General features: G+C 57.1%; 20 protein-coding genes and 1 pseudogene. 9 read left to right on the top strand and 12 right to left on the bottom strand.

Going from position 1 to position 22,322, the window contains the following annotated elements:
- Positions 1-10: 10 nt before the first annotated feature.
- Positions 11-262, bottom strand: coding sequence for a sulfurtransferase TusA (gene tusA / locus OC597_RS21110; protein ID WP_219015106.1), 252 nt, complete (start codon positions 260-262; stop codon positions 11-13).
- Between the two features lie 220 nt (positions 263-482).
- Here tusA and OC597_RS21105 point away from each other — a divergent pair, with 220 nt between their 5' ends.
- From OC597_RS21105 to OC597_RS21100, 3 genes and pseudogenes are all read left to right on the top strand, one after another.
- Positions 483-1,148, top strand: coding sequence for a 7-cyano-7-deazaguanine/7-aminomethyl-7-deazaguanine transporter (locus OC597_RS21105; protein ID WP_261259497.1), 666 nt, complete (start codon positions 483-485; stop codon positions 1,146-1,148).
- Positions 1,149-1,275: 127 nt separating this feature from the next.
- Positions 1,276-1,371, top strand: a pseudogene (locus OC597_RS26665) (GNAT family N-acetyltransferase); the annotation flags it as partial.
- 80 nt (positions 1,372-1,451) lie between these two features.
- Entirely contained in the window at positions 1,452-2,015 is a 564-nt protein-coding gene (locus tag OC597_RS21100; protein ID WP_085116498.1) for a DcrB family lipoprotein, read from the top strand.
- Between the two features lie 28 nt (positions 2,016-2,043).
- Here OC597_RS21100 and glpC read toward each other — a convergent pair whose 3' ends face one another.
- The 3 genes from glpC to glpA are packed head-to-tail and all read right to left on the bottom strand — an operon-like array spanning position 2,044 to position 6,144.
- The gene (glpC, locus tag OC597_RS21095) at positions 2,044-3,243 is read right to left on the bottom strand and encodes an anaerobic glycerol-3-phosphate dehydrogenase subunit GlpC (protein ID WP_262210372.1); all 1,200 of its coding nucleotides are present in this window, start codon (positions 3,241-3,243) and stop codon (positions 2,044-2,046) included.
- Positions 3,240-4,511 (bottom strand): glycerol-3-phosphate dehydrogenase subunit GlpB, encoded by a 1,272-nt coding sequence (gene glpB / locus OC597_RS21090; protein ID WP_262210412.1) that lies wholly within the window; start codon positions 4,509-4,511, stop codon positions 3,240-3,242. The genes glpC and glpB overlap by 4 nt, the downstream gene beginning before the upstream one ends.
- Positions 4,501-6,144 (bottom strand): anaerobic glycerol-3-phosphate dehydrogenase subunit A, encoded by a 1,644-nt coding sequence (glpA, locus tag OC597_RS21085; RefSeq protein ID WP_099062161.1) that lies wholly within the window; start codon positions 6,142-6,144, stop codon positions 4,501-4,503. The genes glpB and glpA overlap by 11 nt, the downstream gene beginning before the upstream one ends.
- A 365-nt stretch (positions 6,145-6,509) precedes the next feature.
- Here glpA and glpT point away from each other — a divergent pair, with 365 nt between their 5' ends.
- Positions 6,510-7,865, top strand: a complete 1,356-nt coding sequence (glpT, locus tag OC597_RS21080) for a glycerol-3-phosphate transporter (RefSeq protein WP_099062163.1) — start codon at positions 6,510-6,512, stop codon at positions 7,863-7,865.
- Between the two features lie 200 nt (positions 7,866-8,065).
- Entirely contained in the window at positions 8,066-9,145 is a 1,080-nt protein-coding gene (glpQ, locus tag OC597_RS21075) for a glycerophosphodiester phosphodiesterase (protein ID WP_262210369.1), read from the top strand.
- A 175-nt stretch (positions 9,146-9,320) separates the two neighbouring features.
- Here the strand turns inward: glpQ and yigL are convergent, their stop codons facing one another.
- Positions 9,321-10,121 carry a sugar/pyridoxal phosphate phosphatase YigL gene (gene yigL / locus OC597_RS21070; RefSeq protein ID WP_261259540.1) on the bottom strand — a complete coding sequence of 267 codons (801 nt, stop codon included), beginning with the start codon at positions 10,119-10,121 and terminating at the stop codon, positions 9,321-9,323.
- An 11-nt stretch (positions 10,122-10,132) separates the two neighbouring features.
- The gene (gene pldB, locus OC597_RS21065; RefSeq protein ID WP_262210366.1) at positions 10,133-11,170 is read right to left on the bottom strand and encodes a lysophospholipase L2; all 1,038 of its coding nucleotides are present in this window, start codon (positions 11,168-11,170) and stop codon (positions 10,133-10,135) included.
- A gap of 135 nt (positions 11,171-11,305) precedes the next feature.
- Between pldB and rhtB the strand changes: the two genes are divergently transcribed.
- The gene (rhtB, locus tag OC597_RS21060; RefSeq protein ID WP_112349352.1) at positions 11,306-11,926 is read left to right on the top strand and encodes a homoserine/homoserine lactone efflux protein; all 621 of its coding nucleotides are present in this window, start codon (positions 11,306-11,308) and stop codon (positions 11,924-11,926) included.
- Between the two features lie 51 nt (positions 11,927-11,977).
- Here the strand turns inward: rhtB and rhtC are convergent, their stop codons facing one another.
- From rhtC to pldA, 3 genes are read right to left on the bottom strand one after another with little or no spacing between them, the layout of a single operon-like run.
- Positions 11,978-12,604 (bottom strand): threonine export protein RhtC, encoded by a 627-nt coding sequence (gene rhtC / locus OC597_RS21055; protein ID WP_262210363.1) that lies wholly within the window; start codon positions 12,602-12,604, stop codon positions 11,978-11,980.
- 12 nt (positions 12,605-12,616) lie between these two features.
- Complete coding sequence (gene recQ / locus OC597_RS21050; RefSeq protein ID WP_261285746.1) at positions 12,617-14,449, bottom strand: ATP-dependent DNA helicase RecQ; 1,833 nt, start codon at positions 14,447-14,449, stop codon at positions 12,617-12,619.
- A gap of 48 nt (positions 14,450-14,497) precedes the next feature.
- Entirely contained in the window at positions 14,498-15,376 is an 879-nt protein-coding gene (gene pldA, locus OC597_RS21045; protein ID WP_262210362.1) for a phospholipase A, read from the bottom strand.
- 200 nt (positions 15,377-15,576) lie between these two features.
- Between pldA and OC597_RS21040 the strand changes: the two genes are divergently transcribed.
- Positions 15,577-16,047, top strand: a complete 471-nt coding sequence (locus OC597_RS21040) for a thioesterase family protein (RefSeq protein WP_012004662.1) — start codon at positions 15,577-15,579, stop codon at positions 16,045-16,047.
- Between the two features lie 64 nt (positions 16,048-16,111).
- Positions 16,112-16,999 carry an EamA family transporter RarD gene (gene rarD, locus OC597_RS21035; protein WP_261285745.1) on the top strand — a complete coding sequence of 296 codons (888 nt, stop codon included), beginning with the start codon at positions 16,112-16,114 and terminating at the stop codon, positions 16,997-16,999.
- Between the two features lie 8 nt (positions 17,000-17,007).
- Here the strand turns inward: rarD and OC597_RS21030 are convergent, their stop codons facing one another.
- The gene (locus OC597_RS21030; RefSeq protein ID WP_261285744.1) at positions 17,008-18,066 is read right to left on the bottom strand and encodes an AbrB family protein; all 1,059 of its coding nucleotides are present in this window, start codon (positions 18,064-18,066) and stop codon (positions 17,008-17,010) included.
- A 110-nt stretch (positions 18,067-18,176) separates the two neighbouring features.
- Positions 18,177-19,127: a magnesium/cobalt transporter CorA gene (gene corA, locus OC597_RS21025; protein WP_085116483.1), complete on the bottom strand. Its 951-nt coding sequence runs from the start codon at positions 19,125-19,127 to the stop codon at positions 18,177-18,179.
- Between the two features lie 446 nt (positions 19,128-19,573).
- Between corA and OC597_RS21020 the strand changes: the two genes are divergently transcribed.
- A complete protein-coding gene (locus OC597_RS21020; RefSeq protein ID WP_261259580.1) occupies positions 19,574-20,053 on the top strand; it encodes a WbuC family cupin fold metalloprotein in 480 nt (159 codons plus the stop codon).
- Between the two features lie 45 nt (positions 20,054-20,098).
- On the opposite strand, the gene uvrD is transcribed toward OC597_RS21020, so the two are convergent.
- On the bottom strand, positions 20,099-22,261 hold the full coding sequence (gene uvrD, locus OC597_RS21015; protein WP_099062270.1) for a DNA helicase II: 2,163 nt from the start codon (positions 22,259-22,261) through the stop codon (positions 20,099-20,101).
- Between the last annotated feature and the right edge of the window lie 61 nt (positions 22,262-22,322).

The raw sequence follows: 22,322 nt of genomic DNA, 5'->3' as shown, positions 1-22,322 counted from the left end.
CAAATGGTTATTAACGTTCAACGCCTTTACGCAATAAATAGCGGTAAGGCGCGGCGTCGGTTTCCTGCGCCACCAGCGTGTGTTCCATAAAGCGGCAGAAACCCGGAATGTCGCGGGTGGTGGCCGGATCATCAGCAATAATCAGCAGCGTTTCACCGTCATCCATATGGCGCACGGTTTTGCGTACCATCATTACCGGTTCCGGACAACGCAGTCCCAGCGCATCAAGCGTCTGGTCGGCCTGGGCAAATAAGTCAGTCATGCAATTTTTCTCGGTCAAAAGCGATCGGCGAACGCTCGCCGCATCTCATCAGCGCCTAGTTTACGCCGGTAGTTTTTCTGTGCAAGATGCGTTAACGTTTGCGTTAAATTTAACCATTGCATTGGTTGCGCAAACGCGTATCATGCGGCCGCGCAGCTTATTTCGCGGCGTAGACAAGACATTCTGGGTTCCCTCACCCCACTATTAAAAAGGCTACAACATGTATTCGTTTACTGCTCGGCAGCGCCTTACCGCGTTAGTCTGGCTATCACTGTTCCATATTGTCATCATTACCTCCAGTAACTACCTGGTGCAGTTGCCGATGTCCATTTTCGGCTTTCATACCACCTGGGGTGCATTTACCTTCCCGTTTATCTTTCTGGCTACCGATCTGACGGTGCGAATTTTCGGCGCCCCACTGGCGCGACGTATCATTCTTTCGGTGATGGTACCGGCGCTGTTTATCTCGTACGTGATCTCCACCGTGACCTATCAGGGTGAGTGGCAGGGCTTTGCCGCACTGGGCAGTTTTAATCTGTTTGTGGCGCGTATCGCCGTCGCCAGCTTTATGGCTTATGTACTCGGTCAGATCCTCGACGTTCACGTTTTCAACCGCCTGCGTCAGCGCAGTGCCTGGTGGGTTGCCCCCGCAGCAGCCATGTTCCTCGGCAATATCAGCGATACGCTGTCGTTCTTCTTTATTGCGTTCTACAAGAGCAGCGATGCTTTTATGGCCAACAACTGGGTTGAGATCGCCCTGGTGGACTACAGCTTCAAAGTGCTGATTTGCATGCTGTTCTTCCTGCCGATGTATGGCGTTCTGTTGAATATGCTGCTTAAGCGTATTGCCGCCCGCCAAGGCGACGGCAGCCTGCAAGCAGGCTGACCCGTGTTATCATTGGCGGCCTGCATCGACCCAGAGGCCGCCATGACTATGCCCCCCGCCACGCCACCCTCGAAGAAATTCACCGCCTGTACCAACAAATCCCCGAATTCGGCAGCCTGCACAGCCGCTGATGATGCTCATCGGCCGTCACTATCAGATTGTTCAGCTGGAAAAGAAAGGCGAAGTGGCTGATTATCGGCTATTACTTGAGAAAACCTTGTGACAACATCTGCCTTGCATTTCAGCCTGGAATAGGTTGCGATAAGGCAGTGAAACCCTACCTGAAAGGAAGAAGGAAGCCCAATGCGTAAAGTAGCAAAATTGATGGGTATCAGCCTGTTAGTGCTTGGCCTGGCGGCCTGTGACGGCGAGACCAAAGACACCAAGGCGTCGGCAGGTGATGCCGCAGCCAGCGCCCCAGCCGGGCAACAGGTGAGCTTGCTGGATGGCAAGCTAGCGTTCACCCTGCCGGTGGGCATGGCGGACCAAAGCGGCAAGCTGGGTAACCAGGCGAACAACATGCACGTTTACGCCGACAGTACCGGCCAGCGCGCCCTGATCGTGATCCTCGGCGATAAAACGGCTGACAGCCTGGAAACCCTGAGCAAGCGTCTGGAAGACACCCAGCGCTCGCGTGACGCCAACCTGCAGGTGATCACCAACAAAGCCATCGACGTTAACGGCGTACCGCTGCGTCAGTTGGACAGCATCATCACCAGCGGCGGCGAGAAAGCCTATTCTTCTATCCTGATCGGCACGCTGGACAACAACATGCTGACCATTCAGGTGACGCTGCCGGCGGATAACCAGCAGCAGGCGCAGAGCGAAGCCGAAGGCATCATCAAAACGCTGAAACTGAACAAGTAATCTTACTCTGGGCGCAGCCCGCTGCGCCCTATGCCAATGCCTGCGCCAGCAGGGTGATCGGATGTTCGCAGCGCTTGCTGGTCGACATCTCGATTTGCCATTTGCAGGTTTCGCAGTCCGTGACCACCAGGTCCACCCCGCTTTCCTCTATTTGACGGAACAGCGACGCACCAATGCCCTGCGAAGTCTCGTAGTTCTCCGATTTAAATCCATAGGTGCCGGCAATGCCACAGCACTGCGAATCCAGCACTACCAGCTCCAACCCCGGTATCTGTCGCAACAGCTCCAGCGTATAGGCAGTCCAGCCCATTTTCTCCATATGGCATGGCGTATGGTAGGCCATCCGCAGCGGTGTATGTTTCAGCGGTAACTGACGTCCCTGATTGAGCAGGCGGTACAGATAGCGCGTTGCCAGTTCCACCCGTTCACGCACCGCCGAGGTATCCACTTCCAGCAAATGCGGATATTCATCGCGCAGGGTAAAAGTGCAGCTGGAAGAGGTCGCCACCACAGGGATACCCCGCTCCAGCACCGCCTCGTGCAGCGATTCAGCATTCACCCTGGCCTGTTTTTTGGCCTGGGCAATAAAGCCGTTGGCGATCAGCGGCACGCCGCAGCATTTCTCGCGTTTCAGCAACTGCACGCCAATATCCATCGCATTAAAGACCTTGATCAGATCCTTACCCAGTTGCGGGTGGTTGTAATTGACGAAGCAGCCGTGAAAGAACGCCACCTGCTCGGCATAACGCTGTTGGGCCTGAGCCTGCTGGCGATACCAGCGGCGGAAGGTGCCGAACGAGTACTTTGGCAGTTCACGCCGATGGTCAATTTTCAACGCCTTGTCGAGCAGGGCACGCACCGGTTTTAGCCCGGTAGCGGCATTCACAATCGGCGCAAACGGCGTCGACAGCGAACCCATCAGGTCGGTATGACTGAGGATGGCGTCGCGCAGCGTGGGTTTGCTCTGAGCAAAGTCGGCACGGGCGCGCTGAATGATGTCGCCGATTTTGACGTCGGACGGACAGGCCACCTCACAGCGTTTGCAGTTGGTGCAATACTTCAGCGCTTCGTCATACAGCGCCGGATCCTTCAGCCGCAGGCGCTCGCCGTCCGGCCCTGCCTGTTTTGGCCCTGGATAGAGCGGATTGACTTTGGCCACCGGACAATAGGTGGTGCAGACGGTGCACTTGATGCAGTTTTCAAAGCTGTTGTCTTTCTGCAGGCTCATGGACGCTCCTCCTGTGCCGCAATCTGTTGCGCGACGTACAACGCCCCAATCAGCGAAACACCCGCACCGCAGCCCTGCTGCAGGGGATCATAGCCGCCGGTCACTGCACCGATGGCATACAGGTTGCTCAGTGGCTCCCCCTGCCTTAAGGCCCGCAGCCGCTCATCGGTGCGTACCCCAAATTGCAGGTAAGGTTGCGGAGCAAACAGATTGCGGTGGCTCCAGTCTGCGCGATCCGCCCGGCTGTCGACATCCAGCCCAAACACCGGCTCACGTATGCCCTCGAAGTCCGCCACCAGCCCGTTGCTGAAAAAGCTGCCGCTGGCCAACACCACCTGTTGCGCCAGCAACGGAATATCGGTGTGGTTGCGGGTATAGAGGCCGGTGACTCGTCCGGCTTCGATATCCGCCCGCAGCACGCTGTCACCCGGCATGAACACGCAGCCCAGTTGCTGCAGACGCGAACGCAGAGCCTGGTGCAGGCGCATACCCAGTACCGAAGGCGGCAACGTCGGCAACAGACGGATCGGTTTACCCACCGCCATCTGCAGTGCTGCCAGTGAGCTATCATTTTCCAGCCCCAGACAGGCGGGCAGGAAAATCGCCTCGGCATCACCGGCCAATCGGCTCACCTCATCCGCCATCGACGTCAGGTTTTCCGGCAGATCCAGTACCCTGGCAATATTCACCGCCCGGAACTCACTGGGGTTGTTGCGCAGCCGGTCGAGCGACGGCAAGTGCATATAAGCGACTTCCGCCTGGATACCCAGGGTCTGCGCCAGGGAACTGGCGGCCAGCTGTGGCTGAAAATCCAAGAATCCTTCTATGCCAATCACCGCGATACTTTTCCACGGCAGTTCGCCGTCCAACGGCGTAACCGGGATGGCCTGAGGACTGAGCCAGGTCGCCCGGCGCGTACCCAGCGGCGTAACCCGCAGATGATTACGTTCACTGCTGCCCTGCAGGCTCAAACCACAGCGTTGCAGCAGCTGAGCCGCGCCGTCCGACAGTGCCGCCACCCGTTCGGCACCTATCAGCGCATAAGGATGCCGTGGCGCCTGTAGCGCAAGCGCCGGCATCGCCGCCAGGGGTGAGGTTACCGGGGTGCCGTCGGGTAGTTGCGCCAGCAGATCCAGCGATCCGGATGAAAAATAGAGCGCGCTTTGGCCTGAACTGACCACGGCGCAACGCTTGCCCTGTTCCGCCAGCCGAATGGCACAGGTCATGCCCGCCAGGCCGCCGCCAATCACCACTACGTCAAATCGCATCATCGGCCTCCTGTTCCCCCCGGGCATCGAGCCCGCACAATCCCTGATAAACCCAACTGGTAAATTCACTTTCGCGCAGTGCATCACCCCAGGCGATCGGCCGTACTCCTTTCCAACGCTCGTTGAGGAAATGCGATAGCTGATCGATCGACTGCTGCGGGGTGGTGACGTTAAAGCGCGTCAGCAACCCAGCGGCGCGGCAGGCACAGAGTTCCCCCTGACAGGTGCCCATGCCGACACGGGTACGGCGGCGCAGATCGACCAGGTTATTGACGGTGAGGGAGTTAACCGCATAGCGCACTTCACCGGCGGTGACCGCTTCACATTCACACACCAGGCTGTTATCCAGCCGATCGCCGGCCGGTACCTGGCTGGCGCGATCGCCGTGGCGATAAACCGCCGAACCACGAATGCTGGCAGGCAGGGAAACCACGCTGCGCACCGTCTCTTCCGCCGACTGACGGGAGCCGGGCAAGGCTTCCTGCGCGGTGGTACAGGGGCTGTCTAACCCAAGCTTTTCACACACTTTATCGGTCGCCCACTGCGCCATCAGCCGGTAGGTCATCAACTTGCCGCCGGTAATGGTGATAAAGCCTTCCAGCCCGTCGCGGCTGGCATGATCGAGCAGCACGATGCCGCGGCTGACATTGCGACCGCTGGGGTCGTCATCGCTGGCCACCAGCGGCCGCACGCCGGCATAGGCGCGCAGAATACGGGTCTGAGCCAGTTCCGGTGCCAACAGCGCCCCCTCACGGATCAGAATGTCCACTTCCTGCGGCGTCACCAGCATGTTGTCGATCTGGTCATAGTCAATGTGGGTGGAGGTGGTGCCAATGACAGAGATGGTGTCGCCCGGCACCAAAATGTCGGCATCCGCCGGTTTGCGGCAGCGGTTGATCACCATGTTATTGATGCGATGGCCGAGGATCAGCAGAGCGCCCTTGGCCGGGAACATGCGAATGCGCAGATCGGCATATTCCGCAATCTGCTGGCCCCAGATACCGGCCGCGTTGACCACCACCTCGGCGTGAATATCGTAGTGGCGTGCCGATTGATGGTCGAAAACGCGCACGCCGGTTACGCGATCGCCCGCGCGTAGTAAACCGACCACCTGATGATAAGTGAGGATCTGCGCACCGTGCTCACGGGCGTCGAGCATATTGGCGGCGGTCAGACGGAAAGGGTCGACAGTGCCGTCCGGCACCCGCACCGCACCGATCAGCGCCGGGTTGGCGGCCGGCTCCAGGCGCAGCGCCAACTGCGGGTCAATTGCTTCGGCTTTGATACCAGCGCTGTGGCAGGAGACAATGAACTGTTGTTGGTAGGCCAGCGAATCCTGCGGCAGCGTGATAAACAGCCCATCGGTACGCTCGATGCAGTGATGCGCAATGCGCTTGAGGATTTGGTTTTCTTCTATGCATTCGCGCGCCGACTCACCGTCGGTCACCGCATAGCGTGCTCCGCTGTGCAGCAGACCGTGGTTACGGCCGGTAGCACCGGTGGCAATATCGTGGCGCTCCAGCAGTATGCAACGCAGGCCACGGCGCGCACAGTCACGAGCAATGCCCGCTCCGGTCGCGCCCCCGCCAATGATGATCACATCCGTTTCGTTATCCGGTGAATGGCTGCTCATGAGGCTCTCTCAGGATCCGTGATTATTAGCCTATTGAGCCACAGTCATTGGGGTCTTTGTTTGATAAGGAACAATAACGAACCTAAAACGAAAACCAAATGTCCACAAAAAACCATGATTGTGATCATAATCACGATTTTTGGGCGTTTTTCTATTTCATAACGTTAACGAATCGCTCAAAATTCGCCGGGGTTTCATAAAAGTGTAACAATTGCGCCATTCATCACAGCGACACCAGGCTGATTTGACTAGGATGACGCTCGTTATGGAACAAAAAAACACCACATTCGATATCCGCTCAATCATCAAATGAACGTAAAAGGTCATATTGATGTGATAACTAGATAAAGCCATCGGAGGCGCTCATGTTGAGTATTTTTAAGCCGGCAGCACACATTTCCCGTGTGCCGGTCGACAAAGTCGACCCGCTGTACCGTAAATTGCGCTGGCAAATTTTTATGGGGATTTTCTTCGGTTATGCCGCCTACTACCTGGTGCGCAAGAACTTCACCCTGGCCATGCCTTATTTGATCGACCAGGGCTTCAGCCGCGGTGACCTCGGTTTCGCGCTGTCCGGCATTTCCATCGCCTACGGTTTTTCCAAATTCATCATGGGGTCGGTTTCTGACCGCTCCAACCCCCGGGTGTTCCTGCCCGCCGGCCTGATCCTGGCTGCCGCGGTGATGTTGTTCATGGGCTTCGTGCCATGGGCGACTTCGAGCATCGCGGTAATGTTCGTGCTGCTGTTCCTGTGTGGTTGGTTCCAGGGTATGGGCTGGCCGCCATGTGGCCGTACCATGGTGCACTGGTGGTCGCAGAAAGAGCGCGGCGGCATTGTTTCGGTCTGGAACTGCGCCCATAACGTGGGTGGCGGTCTGCCGCCATTGCTGTTCCTGCTGGGTATGGCCTGGTTCAACGACTGGCACGCTGCACTGTATATGCCGGCCTTCGGTGCCATTCTGGTGGCCCTGATCGCCTTTGCATTGATGCGTGACACCCCGCAATCCTGTGGCCTGCCGCCGATTGAAGAATACAAAAACGATTATCCGGACGACTACAGCGAGAAAGCGGAAGAAGAGCTGACCGCCAAGCAAATCTTCATGCAGTACATCCTGCCGAACAAGCTGCTGTGGTACATCGCCGTGGCCAACGTGTTCGTTTACCTGCTGCGTTACGGCATCCTGGACTGGTCACCGACCTACCTGAAAGAAGTGAAGCACTTCTCGCTGGATAAGTCTTCCTGGGCCTACTTCCTGTACGAATATGCCGGTATCCCGGGCACCCTGCTGTGTGGCTGGATGTCGGACAAGGTGTTCAAGGGCAATCGTGGCGCCACCGGCGTATTCTTTATGACCCTGGTGACCATCGCTACCGTGGTTTACTGGCTCAACCCGGTCGGTAACCCTGGCATCGATATGGCCTGTATGATCACCATCGGTTTCCTGATTTACGGCCCGGTAATGTTGATCGGTCTGCACGCACTGGAACTGGCGCCGAAGAAAGCGGCCGGTACCGCTGCGGGCTTCACCGGTCTGTTCGGTTATCTGGGCGGTTCGGTAGCAGCCAGCGCCATTGTCGGCTATACCGTTGACTACTTCGGTTGGGACGGTGGCTTTATGGTGATGATTGGCGGCAGCGTCGGCGCAGTATTGTTGCTGTTGTTGACCATGCTGAGCGAGAAAAAACACCACGCGGAAATCGCTGCCAACAAACGCGGTTAAGCATTATCGCATCATCTTTGCCCTATGAATTTCGAGTTGCAGCTAGGCGGCCAGCTCACTCATCCCCAGGCGCTTACTTTAGTAAGTAACTGGGGTGAGTGAGCGCAGGTAACAACGCTGCAACTTGAAAGGCGACGGGCAAAAAGGCCGCGCTGCGGCCTTTTTACTACCCCTGCCCCTACAACATGGAGAACAACAGAATGCGGACTCAAGTCAAAGCCCTGCTGACAGGGATTATCCTGGCCACCTCAATGGTCAGCGCCGCACAGGCCGCCGACAAGGTGGTGATCGCCCACCGGGGTGCCAGCGGTTATCTGCCAGAACACACGCTGCCGGCGAAGGCCATGGCCTACGCGCAGGGTGCGGACTTCCTCGAGCAGGATCTGGTGATGACCAAGGACAACGAGCTGGTGGTGTTGCATGACCACTATCTCGATCGCGTCACCGACGTAGCCGAACGCTTCCCGGACCGCGCCCGTAAGGACGGCCGCTATTACGCCATCGACTTTACGCTGGCAGAAATCAAATCGCTGAAGTTCACCGAAGGCTTTGAGATCGAAAACGGTAAAAAAGTGCAGGGCTACCCTAGCCGTTTCCCGATGGGCAAATCTGACTTCCGCGTCCATACCTTCCAGGAAGAGATCGAGTTTGTGCAGGGGCTGAACCATTCAACCGGCAAAAACATCGGTATTTACCCGGAAATCAAAGCGCCGTGGTTCCACAAGCAGGAAGGCAAGGATATTTCCAGCAAAGTGCTGGCGGTGCTGAAGCAGTACGGCTATACCGGCAAGGGTGACAACGTTTATCTGCAATGCTTTGACGCCAACGAGTTGAAGCGGATTAAAACCGAGCTGGAGCCGAAGATGGGCATGGATCTGAAGCTTGTCCAACTGATCGCTTATAACAAATGGCAGGAAACCTATGAGCAGAAGGCCGACGGCAAGTGGGTGGAATACGACTATGACTGGATGTTTAAACCGGGCGCGATGAAGCAGATTGCCCAGTACGCCGATGGCATCGGGCCGGACTACCATATGCTGGTCGTGGCAGAGAAATCCAAGCCGGGCAAGGTGGTGCTGACCGACATGGTGAAAGAAGCCCATGCCAATAAGCTGGCGGTGCACCCCTTCACCATCCGTGCCGATGCACTGCCGAACTACGTCACCGACGTGAATCAACTGTATGACGTGATTTACAACCAGGCGGGCGTTGACGGCGTGTTCACCGACTTCCCTGACAAGGGCGTGCAATTCCTGCAAAAGCAGGGCCAGCACAAGTAGTAAAGATCAACGTCTCCCAGGTGACGAATAAAGTCTGTTATTAGGGAGAGCGTGCCGAAGGGGTCGTAGCAGCTTTAGCTGCCGGAGCGCCCCTCGGTGCGCTAGGCCCGGGTATCTCGGGCTTAATCTCAACGTTGTTCTCGAATTCAGGGCGCCGCAAGGCGCCCTTTTCATATCAGGCGATGAACATCTTGCGCAGGTAGTGCGGTACCGCATCGTCGACGTTAGAGCCGATCACTTCCAGTTCCGGCAGTTTGTCTTTCAGGCGCTGATGCGCGTCGCGCATGATGCAGCCTTTGCCGGCCATCGACAGCATTTCCAGATCATTCATCCCGTCACCGAAGGCAATGCACTCTTTCAGCGTATAGCCGATGATCTTGGCCACTTCTTCCAGCGCGTGGCCTTTTGACACGCCACCCGCCATCACTTCCAGACAGGTTGGGAACGAGAAACTGACGTTAACCCGATCGCCCCAACGCGCATTGATGGCATCTTCCAGCGGCAGCAGCTTTTCATGGTCTTCACAGGTGAAGTACACCTTGCACACGCCATCGGTTTCCAGCAGGCCCGGCTCGAACAATTGGTACTTGAAGACGGACTCTTGGAAGAACTCTTCCTGCTCCGGGCTTTCGCGGTTAATGAACCAGTCGTCATTACGGTAAACGTTGGTGGTGATGTCCGGATCGTTATGCAGCATACCGTAGAGATCGCGGGCGATGTCTTCGGCCAGGTTATGGCTGAAAATCAGCTCACCGTCGGTGTTGTGAACGCGAGCCCCGTTGGAGGTGATCATAAAGGCGCTGATGTCGAGGTTATCGCGGATCTGCGCAACGTCGATGTGATGGCGGCCGGTAGCAAAGACAAAATGCACGCCGCGCTGGGTCAGCAGCTTCAACGTCTCTTTGGCGTAAGGTGACAGAGTGTGGTCGGGTGATAGCAGCGTGCCATCTAAATCGGAAGCGACGACGTGATACATAGCGGTAATTTCTAACCTCTAATGGTGTGGTCGGCGGTTGGGGTACCACCTAAATGATGAGCAAAGAAACGCAGGATTGCGTTCAATGCTTCGGCGCGCATCGCGTCCCGCTCAAACAGGATCTCATGCCGTGCGCCTTCGATAACCTGCGGTTTTCCCCCTTCACAGGGATGGCCCGCGTCTGACAATGCCTGACAAAAAGCCTGATGGGAACGGTTGTCGACCACCCGATCCTCACCGGCCTGCAATAATAATAGCGGCGTGGTGATTTTAGCCGCCTGGGCGATGATTTCTCGCCCGGCCTGAAGACTTTCCCGTACCCAGTGGTAGGTTGGCCCGCCCACCTGTAGTTCGGGATAATCGGCGTAATAGCGCAAACAGCGACGATAGCGTTCACGACTGTGGGTCAACACGTTGACCACATAGGGCAACGGCCGCCACTGACCGGTGCCTATCGCATAGTAATCGCGTACCCTCGGGTGCTTCTCCGTCCAGTTCAGAATGCGGTTGGCCATCCAGCCCGGCATCGGTAAATAAATGCCGAACATTGGCGCGCAAAACGCCGCGGCATCGAAGGCCTGCGGCTGACGAGCCAGAAACTGTGCCAGAATTGCACCGCCCATCGAGTGAGCCAACGCAAAGTGTTGCCGGTAACCGTACGGCACCACTTCCTGCTGGTAAAACTGAGCGAAATCGTCGACGTAATCGGCAAAGTTTATCACATGACCGCGGTGCGTATCAGCCAGCAAACGGCCGGAACGGCCTTGCCCGCGGTGATCCAGGATCATCACGTCATAGCCACAATGGAACAGATCGTAGGCAACCTCAGGATATTTAATGTAACTTTCGATACGACCGGGGCTGATCACCACCACCCGCTGATGGCGGGTAGAACTGAAGCGCACGAAACGGATGGGTACGCCGCCGACACCACTGAACTCGCCCTCCTCACGCTGCCGCCAAAAATCCAGCAGCGGTCCCGTGGCGAAAGCAGCAAACTGCTTTTCACGCGTTAACCAGTCATTAGTGCTGAGAGTAAACGACGTCATCAAGTGCTTTTCCCTGAGTTACCAGCGGTAAAAATGTGACCTCTGGCACAAGAAATAATACTAGCGTATTGTGATTCAATTCTTACAAAAACCGCATCATTTTGGCACATATTGGCACTTTCAGGGAGTACCACAATGACCTTGGACTGGTGGTTAACCTATCTTCTGACAACTCTTATCCTCAGCCTGTCACCCGGTTCAGGGGCGATCAACACCATGAGCACCGGTATCAGCCACGGTTATCGCGGCGCAGCGGCATCCATTGCCGGCCTGCAGGTCGGGCTGAGCCTGCATATCGTGCTGGTGGGCATCGGTCTGGGCGCGCTGGTGTCGCAGTCGCTGCTGGCGTTTGAAATGCTGAAATGGTTCGGTGCCGCCTATCTGGTGTGGCTGGGTATTCAACAGTGGCGTGCCGCAGGTTCACTGGATCTGCATACGCTGGCGGGGACAATGCCGCGCCGTCGCCTGTTCCGCCGCGCTATCCTGGTCAATTTGACCAATCCGAAGAGCATCGTGTTTTTGGCCGCGCTGTTCCCGCAGTTTATCTTGCCCAACCAGCCGCAGGCCGAACAGTACCTGGTGCTCGGCGTCACGACTGTGGTGGTGGATATTTTCGTGATGATTGGTTACGCCACCCTGGCCACTCGCATTGCCGGCTGGCTGAAAACACCGCGCCAAATGCAGTTGCTGAACCGCATTTTCGGTTCGCTGTTTATTCTGGTGGCCGGGTTGCTGGCTACGGCACGCAAGGCATAAAGCAAAAGGCCGAACATGACTGTTCGGCCTTCAAATTCTCTGCGGCGGTGATTAGCGGGTAAAAATAAGGTGTAAACCGAAACCGGTAAACAGCACGCCCGCCAGCCCGTCGATCCACTTAGCCAGTCGCTGATAGCCACGACGCATGGTCGGCAATGCAAACACCACCGCCACCAGGCTGAACCAGACAAAAGTCTCGGCAATGATCAGCAGGAACAAGCCCCAGCGTGCGCCGGCACCAACGTCGTCACCCACAAACAGTGAGAACACGCTGCCGAAATAGATAACTGCCTTGGGGTTAGACAGGTTGGTCAGAAAGCCACGGATAAAGCTGCGCCCAGGCTTCGGCAAGGCCACTTTCACCTCTGGCGCAGCTACCCTCTGTGCATTTTGGGAACGGGCTGAACGCAGCAGCTGCCAACCCATCCAGCACAGGTAAATCCCACCGCCGACCATGATAATCTGATGCAGCCAGGCCATTTTTTGCAGGATCAGGTGCAGGCCCATCAACGCTACGCCCGCCCACACCACGATACCCAGTGAGATGCCCAACACGCCCATCATCGCCTCACGGCGTGAGCGACTGGCGGCGGTTTGCGAAACAAAAAAGAAGTCCGACCCCGGGCTCATCAGCGCAATCAGGTGCACCAGCGCTACGGTCAGAAACAGCATCAGCATGATTTATTGCCCTTAATCTTCATCATTATCGAGGTGATCGCGGATCATCGCCATAAACGGAGCGCCAAAACGCTCCAGCTTGCGCTGACCGACACCGTTAACGCTCAACAGATCACCGGCCTTGATGGGCATCTGCTCCGCCATTTCCAGCAGCGTGGCATCGTTAAACACTACGTAAGGCGGGATATTTTCTTCGTCGGCAATCGATTTACGCAGCTTGCGCAGTTTGGCAAACAGCTTGCGATCGTAATTGCCACCGTAGGATTTTTGGTTGGCACTGCTGCGCGCCTTCAGGCTCTGGATACGCGGCACTGCCAGTTGCAGCTCCAGCTCACCGCGCAACACCGGCCGCGCAGACTCAGTCAATTGTAGCGCCGAGTGCATGGCGATGTTCTGGGTGATAAAACCCAGGTGGATCAACTGACGCAATACGCTGGTCCAGTGCTCGGTGGTTTGCTCACGGCCGATACCGTACACCGGCAGTTTCTCGTGCCCGTATTCACGGATGCGCTGATTATTGGAACCGCGCAGCACTTCGACAATATATCCCAGCCCGAAACGCTGGCCGACACGGTACACGCAGGACAGCGCCTTACGCGCATCTTCCAGCCCATCGTAACGCTTGGGGGGATCCAGACAGATGTCGCAGTTGCCGCAGTTCTGGTGTTTGCCCTCGCCAAAATAGTTGAGCAGCACCAGGCGGCGACAGGTTTGCGCTTCGGCAAAAGCGCCCATGGCGTTCAGCTTGTGGCGCTCAATATCCAGTTGCTGTCCGGCGGGTTTTTCTTCCAGACAGCGGCGCAGCCAGGCCATATCGGCCGGGTCATACAGCAAGATCGCCTCGGCCGGTAAGCCATCACGACCGGCACGGCCGGTTTCCTGATAATAAGATTCGATATTGCGCGGAATATCAAAGTGCACCACAAAGCGCACGTTGGGTTTGTTGATGCCCATGCCGAAAGCGACGGTGGCAACCACCACCTGCAAATCGTCGCGCTGGAACGCTTCCTGTACCTGCGCACGGCGGTCGTTATCCAGCCCGGCATGGTAAGCCCCTACGCTCAACCCGCGGCTTTGCAGACGTGCCGTAGTGTCTTCTACCTTGGCGCGGCTGTTGCAGTAAATAATGCCGCTCTTGCCACGTTGGTCCTGTACGAAGCGCCACAGTTGGTCGAGCGGTTTAAACTTCTCCACCAGCGTATAGCGGATATTGGGGCGGTCAAAGCTGCTGACCTGTACCAGCGGATCCTGCAGCGCCAGCAGGCGTACGATGTCGCCACGAGTGGATTCATCGGCGGTGGCGGTCAGGGCGATCACCGGCATGTTCGGGAAGCGTTGCTTCAATAACCCCAACGCGCGGTATTCGGGACGGAAATCGTGGCCCCACTGCGAAATACAGTGCGCCTCATCCACCGCCAGCAAGGCCGGCGGACTGCCACCGAGCTGATCGAGGAAACTGTCCATCATCAGTCGCTCGGGGGCGATATACAGCATTTTGATCTGGCCACTGCGACAGCCCGCCATCACCTCGAGCTGCTGCTCGCGCGTTTGCGTCGAGTTATAGCAGGCGGCGGCGACGCCATAGGCCAGCAGTTGATCAACCTGATCTTTCATCAGTGAGATCAAGGGGGAAACCACTAACGTCAGGCCATCCATCACCAGCGCCGGGATTTGGTAGCACAACGATTTACCGCCGCCGGTCGGCATGACAACCAGGCAATCCTGCCCGCCGATCGCCGTGTTGATAATCGTTTGTTGACCCGGTCGGAATTGCTGGTAGCCGAAGGTATCGCGTAATACCTGCTCGGCCAGCAACTCTTTATTTATCACTGCTGCGGTTGACACACACTTCCCCATTTTTTGCTGTGTAGAGACGCCTCTATGACGGCCAGACTACATAATATCGTTAAGCATGACACCAACGCCAACCCGTGTCTGCCGGAAGTTGTAATCAATCAAGGATTCGCCATAGCCGCTGAACACCTGGGTATAGAAACGTACGTGCTTGCTGATCGGGTAGCTCCAGCCCAATTCTGCACCGCCGTAGCCGCTGTTCCAGTTGTAGTGACTGTCGACACTGAACACGCTGTCACCCCAGGCATAGCCGACTTTCAGGCGGTAATAGCCCATGTATTTGGTGATATCCGGGTTATCGTCGCTGCTGTCGCTTTCCGAGAAGCGGAACCAGGGTTTGAGATCCACCTGCCAGTTGCCGTTTTGCGCCATAAAGCGTGCATAACCGCGGTTCCAGCTGCGGGAGGTGGGATCCGAACGGCCGTTGGACTGGTGGTTAAAGCCCACTTCAACGTCACGCAGCGTCCAGCCGGCAAAGCTGTAATCAGTCGCCCACCCCAGGAACAGCTGCGGCTCGTAGTTGGTCTCGCGGAACGGCGATGATTCGCTGTGGTTGGAAAGCTGCCACCAGGAACGTTGAGTATAAGAGGCCCCCAGCACCGAGCTGTCGCCAAGAATGCCACGCCACAGCGGGAAAGCCAGGCTGAGCTGGTACTTCACTTCATCCTTGCGGGCATTATCGGCCCAGTTATAGGACTTAATGGTTTCTTTGTTGATATTGCTGGTATCGGTGTACAACACGTAGTTGGTGTCGTACGGATATAGCGTAAACGGGTTGTCGTGATCCTGCAGCATGTTGGCAATAATGCTGCCACGTACCGCCGGTTTATCATGAATTTGCTGCTCTTTGGCTTCTTCTGCCTGTACCAACGGTGCCGCCGCCAGCGCGGACAAAACGACCCCTGTCAAAATGCGCATAACCTTCCTCACCCCAACAAAATTGACAAACTCTGAAATAAAAACAGGCCATTTTACACACAAAGGCGGTTTTACAGCAGCCTGGCGTGTATTTATTGGATTAGTCTGGAAAGCAACAAAATATAGGCATAATATCAACAAACAGTTAACCTGGACTGACCAGTTAGTTTCCCCTACTACACAGATAAAAATGGGTATTTATGTCTACCACACCACTGACACTTGAAGCCGCCCGCCAAAAAATTGGCGAAATCTTTGTTTATCACATGCCGTTTAACCGCGAGCTGGGCTTAGAGCTGCGCCGCTTTGACGACGATTATGTGGAGCTGAGTTTTACCAACCAGCCCAAACTGGTGGGCAATGCCGCTCAGAAAATCCTGCACGGTGGGGTGATCGCCTCGGTGTTGGACGTCGCCGCTGGCCTGGCGTGCGCCGGCAGCGTGTTAATGCGCCTGGATCCGTTGATCGAAGAAGAAGTCGCAACCCGTCTTTCGCGTATGGGGACTATCGATCTGCGCGTTGACTACCTGCGCCCTGGCCGTGGCGAGCATTTCGTCGCCGCAGCCAGCGTCTTGCGCAGCGGCAATAAAGTCGCGGTCGCCCGCGTCGAACTGCATAACCACGATGGCCTGCATATCGCCAGCGCCACGGCTACCTACCTGGTCGGGTGATTGTGTGCGGTGAGCGTCTTCAGTACACTCACCGCATCTCCGTTTTACCCATCTGAGTAACGTCATGGACGCACAGCAAACACGGCAGGGCATCTTCTTTGCTCTGGCCGCCTATTTTATTTGGGGTATCGCCCCGGCTTATTTCAAGCTGATCCAACAGGTGCCTGCCGATGAGATCCTCACCCATCGGGTGATTTGGTCCTTCTTCTTTATGCTGGCGCTGATCTCGCTGGGTCGTAACTGGCCGAAGGTGCGTGCCGCCTGCCACAACCGCAAACGGCTGCTGTTGTTGGCGGTGACCGCAGTGCTGATCGGCGGCAACTGGTTGCTGTTCATTTGGGCGGTGAATAACCACCATATGCTGGAAGCCAGCCTGGGCTATTTCATTAATCCGCTGGTGAACGTGCTGCTGGGGATGTTGTTCCTGGGCGAACGCTTCCGCCGGATGCAGTGGTTGGCGGTGGCACTGGCTTTCGCCGGCGTACTGATCCAGCTATGGCAGTTCGGTTCGCTACCGATTATCGGCCTGGGGTTGGCATTCAGCTTTGCCTTCTACGGCCTGCTACGCAAGAAGATCGCTATCGACGCGCAGACCGGTATGCTGATCGAAACCCTTTGGTTGCTACCCGTGGCAGCGGCCTATCTGTTCCTGTTCGCTGACAGCCCGACCAGCCACCTCGGGGCCAATGCCTGGTCGCTGAACCTGTTGCTAGTGGCCGCCGGTATCGTCACCACCATACCGCTGCTGTTCTTTACCGCTGCAGCCACTCGTCTGCGCCTGTCGACGCTTGGCTTCTTCCAGTACCTCGGCCCTACGCTGATGTTCCTGCTGGCCGTGACCTTCTACGGTGAAACCGTCGGGCAGGACAAACTGGTGACCTTCGGCTTTATCTGGGCGGCACTGCTGCTGTTTATCCTCGACGCACTCTACACCCAACGTAAACTGCGTTGATGCCAGAGCTAAGTTGAGGCTGGCGTGGCGTGGTTGGAAATAAACCGCGCCATCGCCGGCCCCGTCAGCAAAATGGTGAACAGCCGCAGCGTCTGCATCGCCATAACAAAAGACATATCCACCCGACTGCCCGCCGCAATGATGGCCACGGTATCCAACCCGCCCGGACTGGTCGCCAGATAGGCCGTCATCAGATCTACCGGCAGAAAGTGCGTCAACATCCACGCCAGCAGGCCGCAAAACAGCATCAGCGCGACGATCGACACCACCATCTGCGGCAGAGTCCGCAATGCCAGCAAAAATATCGGCCGGGTAAAACGCAGCCCGACGCTCCAGCCAATCAACGTATAGGCCAATGCCAACAGCCACTCCGGCACCTGCAGCGCCATAGTACCGCTGGAATGCAGTGCCGCACCGATGATCATCGGCAACAACAGTGCACCGGAAGGAATGCGCAGCCGGGGTCCCAACCAGGCACCGACAATGGCCACCCCCAGAGTCGCCGGGAAGCGCCAATCCAGCGACGGAAACCATTCCAGTGCCGCGCTGCCGTGCCCCGCCTCATCACCCAGTCCAATACGGGCCACCATAGCTGCGGCGGTCGCGACAAACAGCACCCGCAGATACTGCATAAAGGCCACCAGCCGGACGTCTGCGCCAAAATCCCCGGCCATTGCCACCATCGCCGACGCTCCGCCGGGCGATGAACCCCAGGCACCGGTCGGCCCAGGCAGGCTGCTAAAGCGCACCAGGCACCAGCCGGAAATGCCACTGGCCAGCAGCGTGGCGATCAGCACCAGCAGCACCAGCGGCCAGTCGTCGAGTAACGGCGTGAGAATAGCGGGAGAGAGGCTTTGTGCAATCATGCAGCCCAGCACCGCCTGTGCAGCGACAAACAGGTTGCCGGGAATGCGAACCGAGGCCCCCAACAACCCCATGGCCACGCCGACAATCATCGGCCCCAGCAACAGCGCTGCGGGAATATGGAAGGTTTGCAGGCCAAACCCCAGCACCAGCGAAGCCAGCAGCAGGATCGACCATTGAATCAAGCGGGGGAACTTCTCCATCGACACGCACGCCTTAAGGACAGATAAGCTAAGCGGGCATTCTACCCTCATTTAGCAGGCTAATCGTTGGCCGCAGCAGAAATATCGGGCGAACAGGGTCGCCCGTCGGGTTACAGCCAGTTCTTGCGTTTGAAGTACAGATAGGGGGCCAGCCCCGCCAGGATCATCAGGCTGATGGCGCCAGGATAACCGAACGACCACTTCAGCTCCGGCATAAACTCAAAGTTCATCCCGTAGCTTGAGGCCACCAGCGTAGGCGGCAGGAACACCACCGAAACCACCGAGAAGATCTTGATGATGCGGTTCTGCTCGATATTGATAAAGCCCATCGCCGCCTGCATCAGGAAGTTTACTTTCTGGAACAGCGATTCGTTATGCGGCAGCAGGGATTCGATGTCGCGCAACACTTCACGCGCCTGTTCCAACTGACCGGTCGGCAGCCGCGCCTTACGCACCAGGAAGTTCAACGCACGCTGGGTATCCATCAGGCACAAACGGACTTTCCAGCCGATATCTTCCAGCTCGGCCAGCGTCGACAGCGCCTCGTCGTATTCATCGCCCTGATGGCCTTCCATGATCACCCGGCTGAGCTTTTCCAGATCGCTGTAGACGTTTTCAATCTCGTCCGCCAACTGCTCAATCTTGGTTTCGAACAGATCCAGCAACAGCTCGTAGGCGTTGCCGTCAACCATCGTCAGGTTACGGGCGCGCATGCGGTACAGGCGAAACGCCGGCAACTCGCGCTCACGCAAGGTATACAGACGGCCATCGCGAATGGTGAAAGCCACGGTGGAGTTACCGGCATGGTCTTCCGCATCTTCAAAATAGAAGAAGGAGTGAATATGCAGGCCGTCTTCGTCTTCAAAGAAACGCGCGGAGGCTTCGATATCATCCAGCTCCGGACGTGTTGCCAGGCTTTGGCCCAGCTCGTTTTGCACGCGCTCACGTTCGCCTTCTTCCGGCTCAACCAGGTCAACCCACAGTGACGTAGTGAGATCATCGGAGTCATCCAATTCCAGACGGGACAGGCGGCTGTTCTCTAATTTAAACGCGCTTAGCATCTGTTAAAACTCCCTTGGGGTGACAGGGGTAAACAACGCGTGGAAGCACAGAAACAGGGGGGATGTTGTATCACCAGCTTGTTTCAGACCATGAAGGATCTGACTCATAGCGACACATAAGCGGTCGCCGACAACCACGAAGGCTATCAGCTCAATGGGATAGCCTTAGAAGTTGTACCTGTTGTTGTCCAGGTCAGTGAGCCAGTATCTACTGGGTGTGTCCAAGGCGTATGTCCTCATTGATAATAGTGCGCGCATGTTACGCCGAGAAGAAAAAGTCTGTCAACCGGTTAGGCTCGATAATTGCGCAACAATTCATCGGCATAACCCATGGGGCAAAATCCGCTTAATTCACGATAAACAGTAACGAAATAGTCGCGGCGATCTCTGACCTCGCACAGGAATGTTGCTAAGATTAGGCCACGATAAGCTTGCGGACTTTACTGATGAAACAGATTACCGCCCACGACCTGACGGCGATGAGTGAACAGGCCGCTAAAGTGGCACGCCTGCGCGCGCACCGTACGTTGCACGACGAGTTGAGCGACCCGGTGCAGCGACTGGCGATTGCCATGGAACCCGGCACCTATATCCGCCCCCACCGCCATCCGCAAACCTGGGAACTGCTGACGCCGCTGCGCGGCCGCTTTGTGGTGTTGCAGTTTGACGAGGACGGCGTCGTCACCCAACGCACCCTGCTTGGCGAAGAAACCAAAGTGCTGGAGATGCCGGCGTTTACCTGGCATGCCGTGCTGTCGGTTGATCCGGGCGGCGTGGTGTTCGAAGTGAAACAAGGGCCCTATCAGGCGCTGTCGGAAGAAGACTGCATGCCGTGGGCACCGCAGGAAGGGGCTGAGGGTACTGAAGCAGTGATGCGTTGGTATGCCACCGCACAGATTGGCGATCGCTATACCCGTTCTGTTTGACCTGACTGCAGGGGCGGGTCCATTCGCCCCTGTTAGTACCAGAGCTTACACCGTCTCCAGACGGGCGTAGGCGGCCACCAGCCACTTGATCCCTTCACCCGGGAAAGCAACCTGCAGCCGACTGTGTTCGCCGCTGCCTTCCAGATTGACGATGGTCCCTTCACCAAACTTGGGATGGCGCACGCGCTGGCCCAGCTTGTAACCGGTGTCGTTTTCGCTGATCGGCGTGCCCATGCGACGATGGCTCACCGGGCGCGATACGCTGGCGCGCAAACGCACTTCTTCCACACACTCCTCCGGCAGTTCGCCGATGAAACGTGAAGGCCGGTGATAAACCTCTTTGCCGTACAGACGACGTGTTTCGGCATAGGTCAGCGTCAGTTTCTGCATGGCGCGGGTCAGACCAACGTAGGCCAGGCGGCGTTCTTCTTCCAGCCTGCCGCCTTCGTCCAGCGACATCTGGCTCGGGAACATCCCCTCTTCCATGCCGACAATAAACACCTGCGGGAACTCCAGCCCCTTGGCCGAGTGCAGGGTCATCAACTGTACCGCGTCCTGATAGGCATCGGCCTGCCCTTCGCCCGCTTCCAGCGCAGCGTGTGACAGAAACGCCTGCAGCGGCATCAGATCCTGATCTTCATCCTGATAGCTGTACTGACGCGTTGCCGTCACCAGCTCTTCAAGGTTTTCGATACGTGCCTGACCTTTTTCGCCCTTTTCCTGCTCATACATAATGAACAGCCCCGAGTCGCGGATCACCCGGTCGGTCTGGACGTGCAACGGCATATCGGCGGTTTCGTGTGCCAGTGAGTCCAACAGTTCGGTAAAGCGTTGCAGCGCGGATGCTGCACGCCCGGCCAGCACTTTGTCCTGTAGCAGCACGCGGGTGGCCTGCCACATGGTCAATTGACGATCGCGGGCCGTACGGCGCACTTCGTCCAGTGTGCGGTCGCCAATGCCGCGCGTCGGCGTATTCACCACGCGTTCGAAGGCAGCATCGTCGTTGCGGTTGGCGATCAGCCGCAGGTAGGCCAGGGCATCTTTGATCTCCTGACGCTCGAAGAAGCGTTGCCCGCCGTAAATACGGTATGGCATCGCCGTTTGCAGTAGCGCCTCTTCCAGCACGCGTGACTGGGCGTTACTGCGATAAAGGATGGCGCAATCATTCAGCGCACCGCCGTTTTCCTGCCAGGCTTTGATACGACCCACCACAAAGCGGGACTCGTCGAGCTCGTTAAAGGCGCAGTAGATAGAGATAGGTTCGCCTTCGCCCCCTTCGGTCCACAGGTTTTTACCCATGCGTCCGCCGTTGTTGGCTATCAGGGTGTTGGCCGACTTCAGGATATTGCTGGTCGAACGGTAGTTCTGTTCCAGAAGCACGCTTTGCGCGCCGGGGAAATCCTTCAGGAAGCGTTGGATATTCTCCACCTGAGCGCCCCGCCAGCCGTAGATCGACTGGTCATCGTCACCGACGATCATCACGTTGCTGTTATTGCCGGCCAGCAGGCGGATCCAGGCATACTGGATGCTGTTGGTATCCTGAAATTCGTCCACCAGCACGTTGGTGAAGCGTTCGCGGTAATGATTGAGGATATGCGGCTTGTTCAGCCACAGCTCATGGGCGCGCAGCAACAGTTCGGCAAAGTCCACCAGCCCGGCGCGATCGCAGGCTTCCTGGTAGGCCTGGTAGATACGCAGCCAGGTCGCTTCCACCGGGTTGTTATAGGTTTCAACGTGCTGCGGGCGCAGGCCCTCATCTTTTTTGCCGTTGATGTACCACATCGCCTGACGCGGCGGCCATTGTTTTTCATCGATATTCAGCGCCTTGACGATGCGTTTAAGCAGACGGAACTGATCGTCACTGTCGAGGATTTGGAAATCCTGCGGCAGGTTGGCATCCAAATGATGAGCACGCAGCAGCCGATGAGCCAGGCCGTGGAAGGTCCCGATCCACATGCCGCCCTGGCTGGTGCCAATCAGGTGTTCGATACGGTGACGCATTTCCGCCGCCGCTTTGTTGGTGAACGTCACCGCCATAATGGAATACGGCGAGCAGTTCTCTACCGACAGCAGCCAGGCAATTCGATGCACCAGTACCCGGGTTTTACCGCTGCCCGCGCCGGCCAGTACCAACAGGTTGCCACGTGGCGCCGCCACGGCTTCGCGTTGTTTTTCATTCAGGCTGTCGAGCAGATCGGAAACGTCCATAGGCACCATTAATTGGTAAGGGAAAGCGCGTCAGAGACGCGATTCCACTGGGAATTTATAC

The organism is Serratia proteamaculans, from assembly GCF_946227095.1.
In the GTDB taxonomy this organism is placed as follows: Bacteria; Pseudomonadota; Gammaproteobacteria; order Enterobacterales; family Enterobacteriaceae; genus Serratia; species Serratia proteamaculans_E.
The sequence above is the reverse complement of the archived record's forward strand: the minus strand, read 5'-3'. Positions and strand labels throughout refer to the sequence as shown.

Excerpts from the sequence above, each read along its gene's own strand:
- glpT (WP_099062163.1), top strand. The coding sequence starts at position 6,510 with ATGTTGAGTATTTTTAAGCCGGCAGCACACATTTCCCGTGTGCCGGTC.
- glpC (WP_262210372.1), bottom strand. The coding sequence starts at position 3,243 with ATGAGCCTGCAGAAAGACAACAGCTTTGAAAACTGCATCAAGTGCACC.
- OC597_RS21020 (WP_261259580.1), top strand. The coding sequence starts at position 19,574 with ATGAAACAGATTACCGCCCACGACCTGACGGCGATGAGTGAACAGGCC.
- glpB (WP_262210412.1), bottom strand. The coding sequence starts at position 4,511 with ATGCGATTTGACGTAGTGGTGATTGGCGGCGGCCTGGCGGGCATGACC.
- glpQ (WP_262210369.1), top strand. The coding sequence starts at position 8,066 with ATGCGGACTCAAGTCAAAGCCCTGCTGACAGGGATTATCCTGGCCACC.
- pldB (WP_262210366.1), bottom strand. The coding sequence starts at position 11,170 with ATGACGTCGTTTACTCTCAGCACTAATGACTGGTTAACGCGTGAAAAG.
- uvrD (WP_099062270.1), bottom strand. The coding sequence starts at position 22,261 with ATGGACGTTTCCGATCTGCTCGACAGCCTGAATGAAAAACAACGCGAA.
- pldA (WP_262210362.1), bottom strand. The coding sequence starts at position 15,376 with ATGCGCATTTTGACAGGGGTCGTTTTGTCCGCGCTGGCGGCGGCACCG.
- OC597_RS21105 (WP_261259497.1), top strand. The coding sequence starts at position 483 with ATGTATTCGTTTACTGCTCGGCAGCGCCTTACCGCGTTAGTCTGGCTA.
- glpA (WP_099062161.1), bottom strand. The coding sequence starts at position 6,144 with ATGAGCAGCCATTCACCGGATAACGAAACGGATGTGATCATCATTGGC.
- yigL (WP_261259540.1), bottom strand. The coding sequence starts at position 10,121 with ATGTATCACGTCGTCGCTTCCGATTTAGATGGCACGCTGCTATCACCC.
- rhtC (WP_262210363.1), bottom strand. The coding sequence starts at position 12,604 with ATGCTGATGCTGTTTCTGACCGTAGCGCTGGTGCACCTGATTGCGCTG.
- tusA (WP_219015106.1), bottom strand. The coding sequence starts at position 262 with ATGACTGACTTATTTGCCCAGGCCGACCAGACGCTTGATGCGCTGGGA.
- OC597_RS21100 (WP_085116498.1), top strand. The coding sequence starts at position 1,452 with ATGCGTAAAGTAGCAAAATTGATGGGTATCAGCCTGTTAGTGCTTGGC.
- corA (WP_085116483.1), bottom strand. The coding sequence starts at position 19,127 with ATGCTAAGCGCGTTTAAATTAGAGAACAGCCGCCTGTCCCGTCTGGAA.
- rarD (WP_261285745.1), top strand. The coding sequence starts at position 16,112 with ATGGACGCACAGCAAACACGGCAGGGCATCTTCTTTGCTCTGGCCGCC.
- OC597_RS21040 (WP_012004662.1), top strand. The coding sequence starts at position 15,577 with ATGTCTACCACACCACTGACACTTGAAGCCGCCCGCCAAAAAATTGGC.
- OC597_RS21030 (WP_261285744.1), bottom strand. The coding sequence starts at position 18,066 with ATGGAGAAGTTCCCCCGCTTGATTCAATGGTCGATCCTGCTGCTGGCT.
- rhtB (WP_112349352.1), top strand. The coding sequence starts at position 11,306 with ATGACCTTGGACTGGTGGTTAACCTATCTTCTGACAACTCTTATCCTC.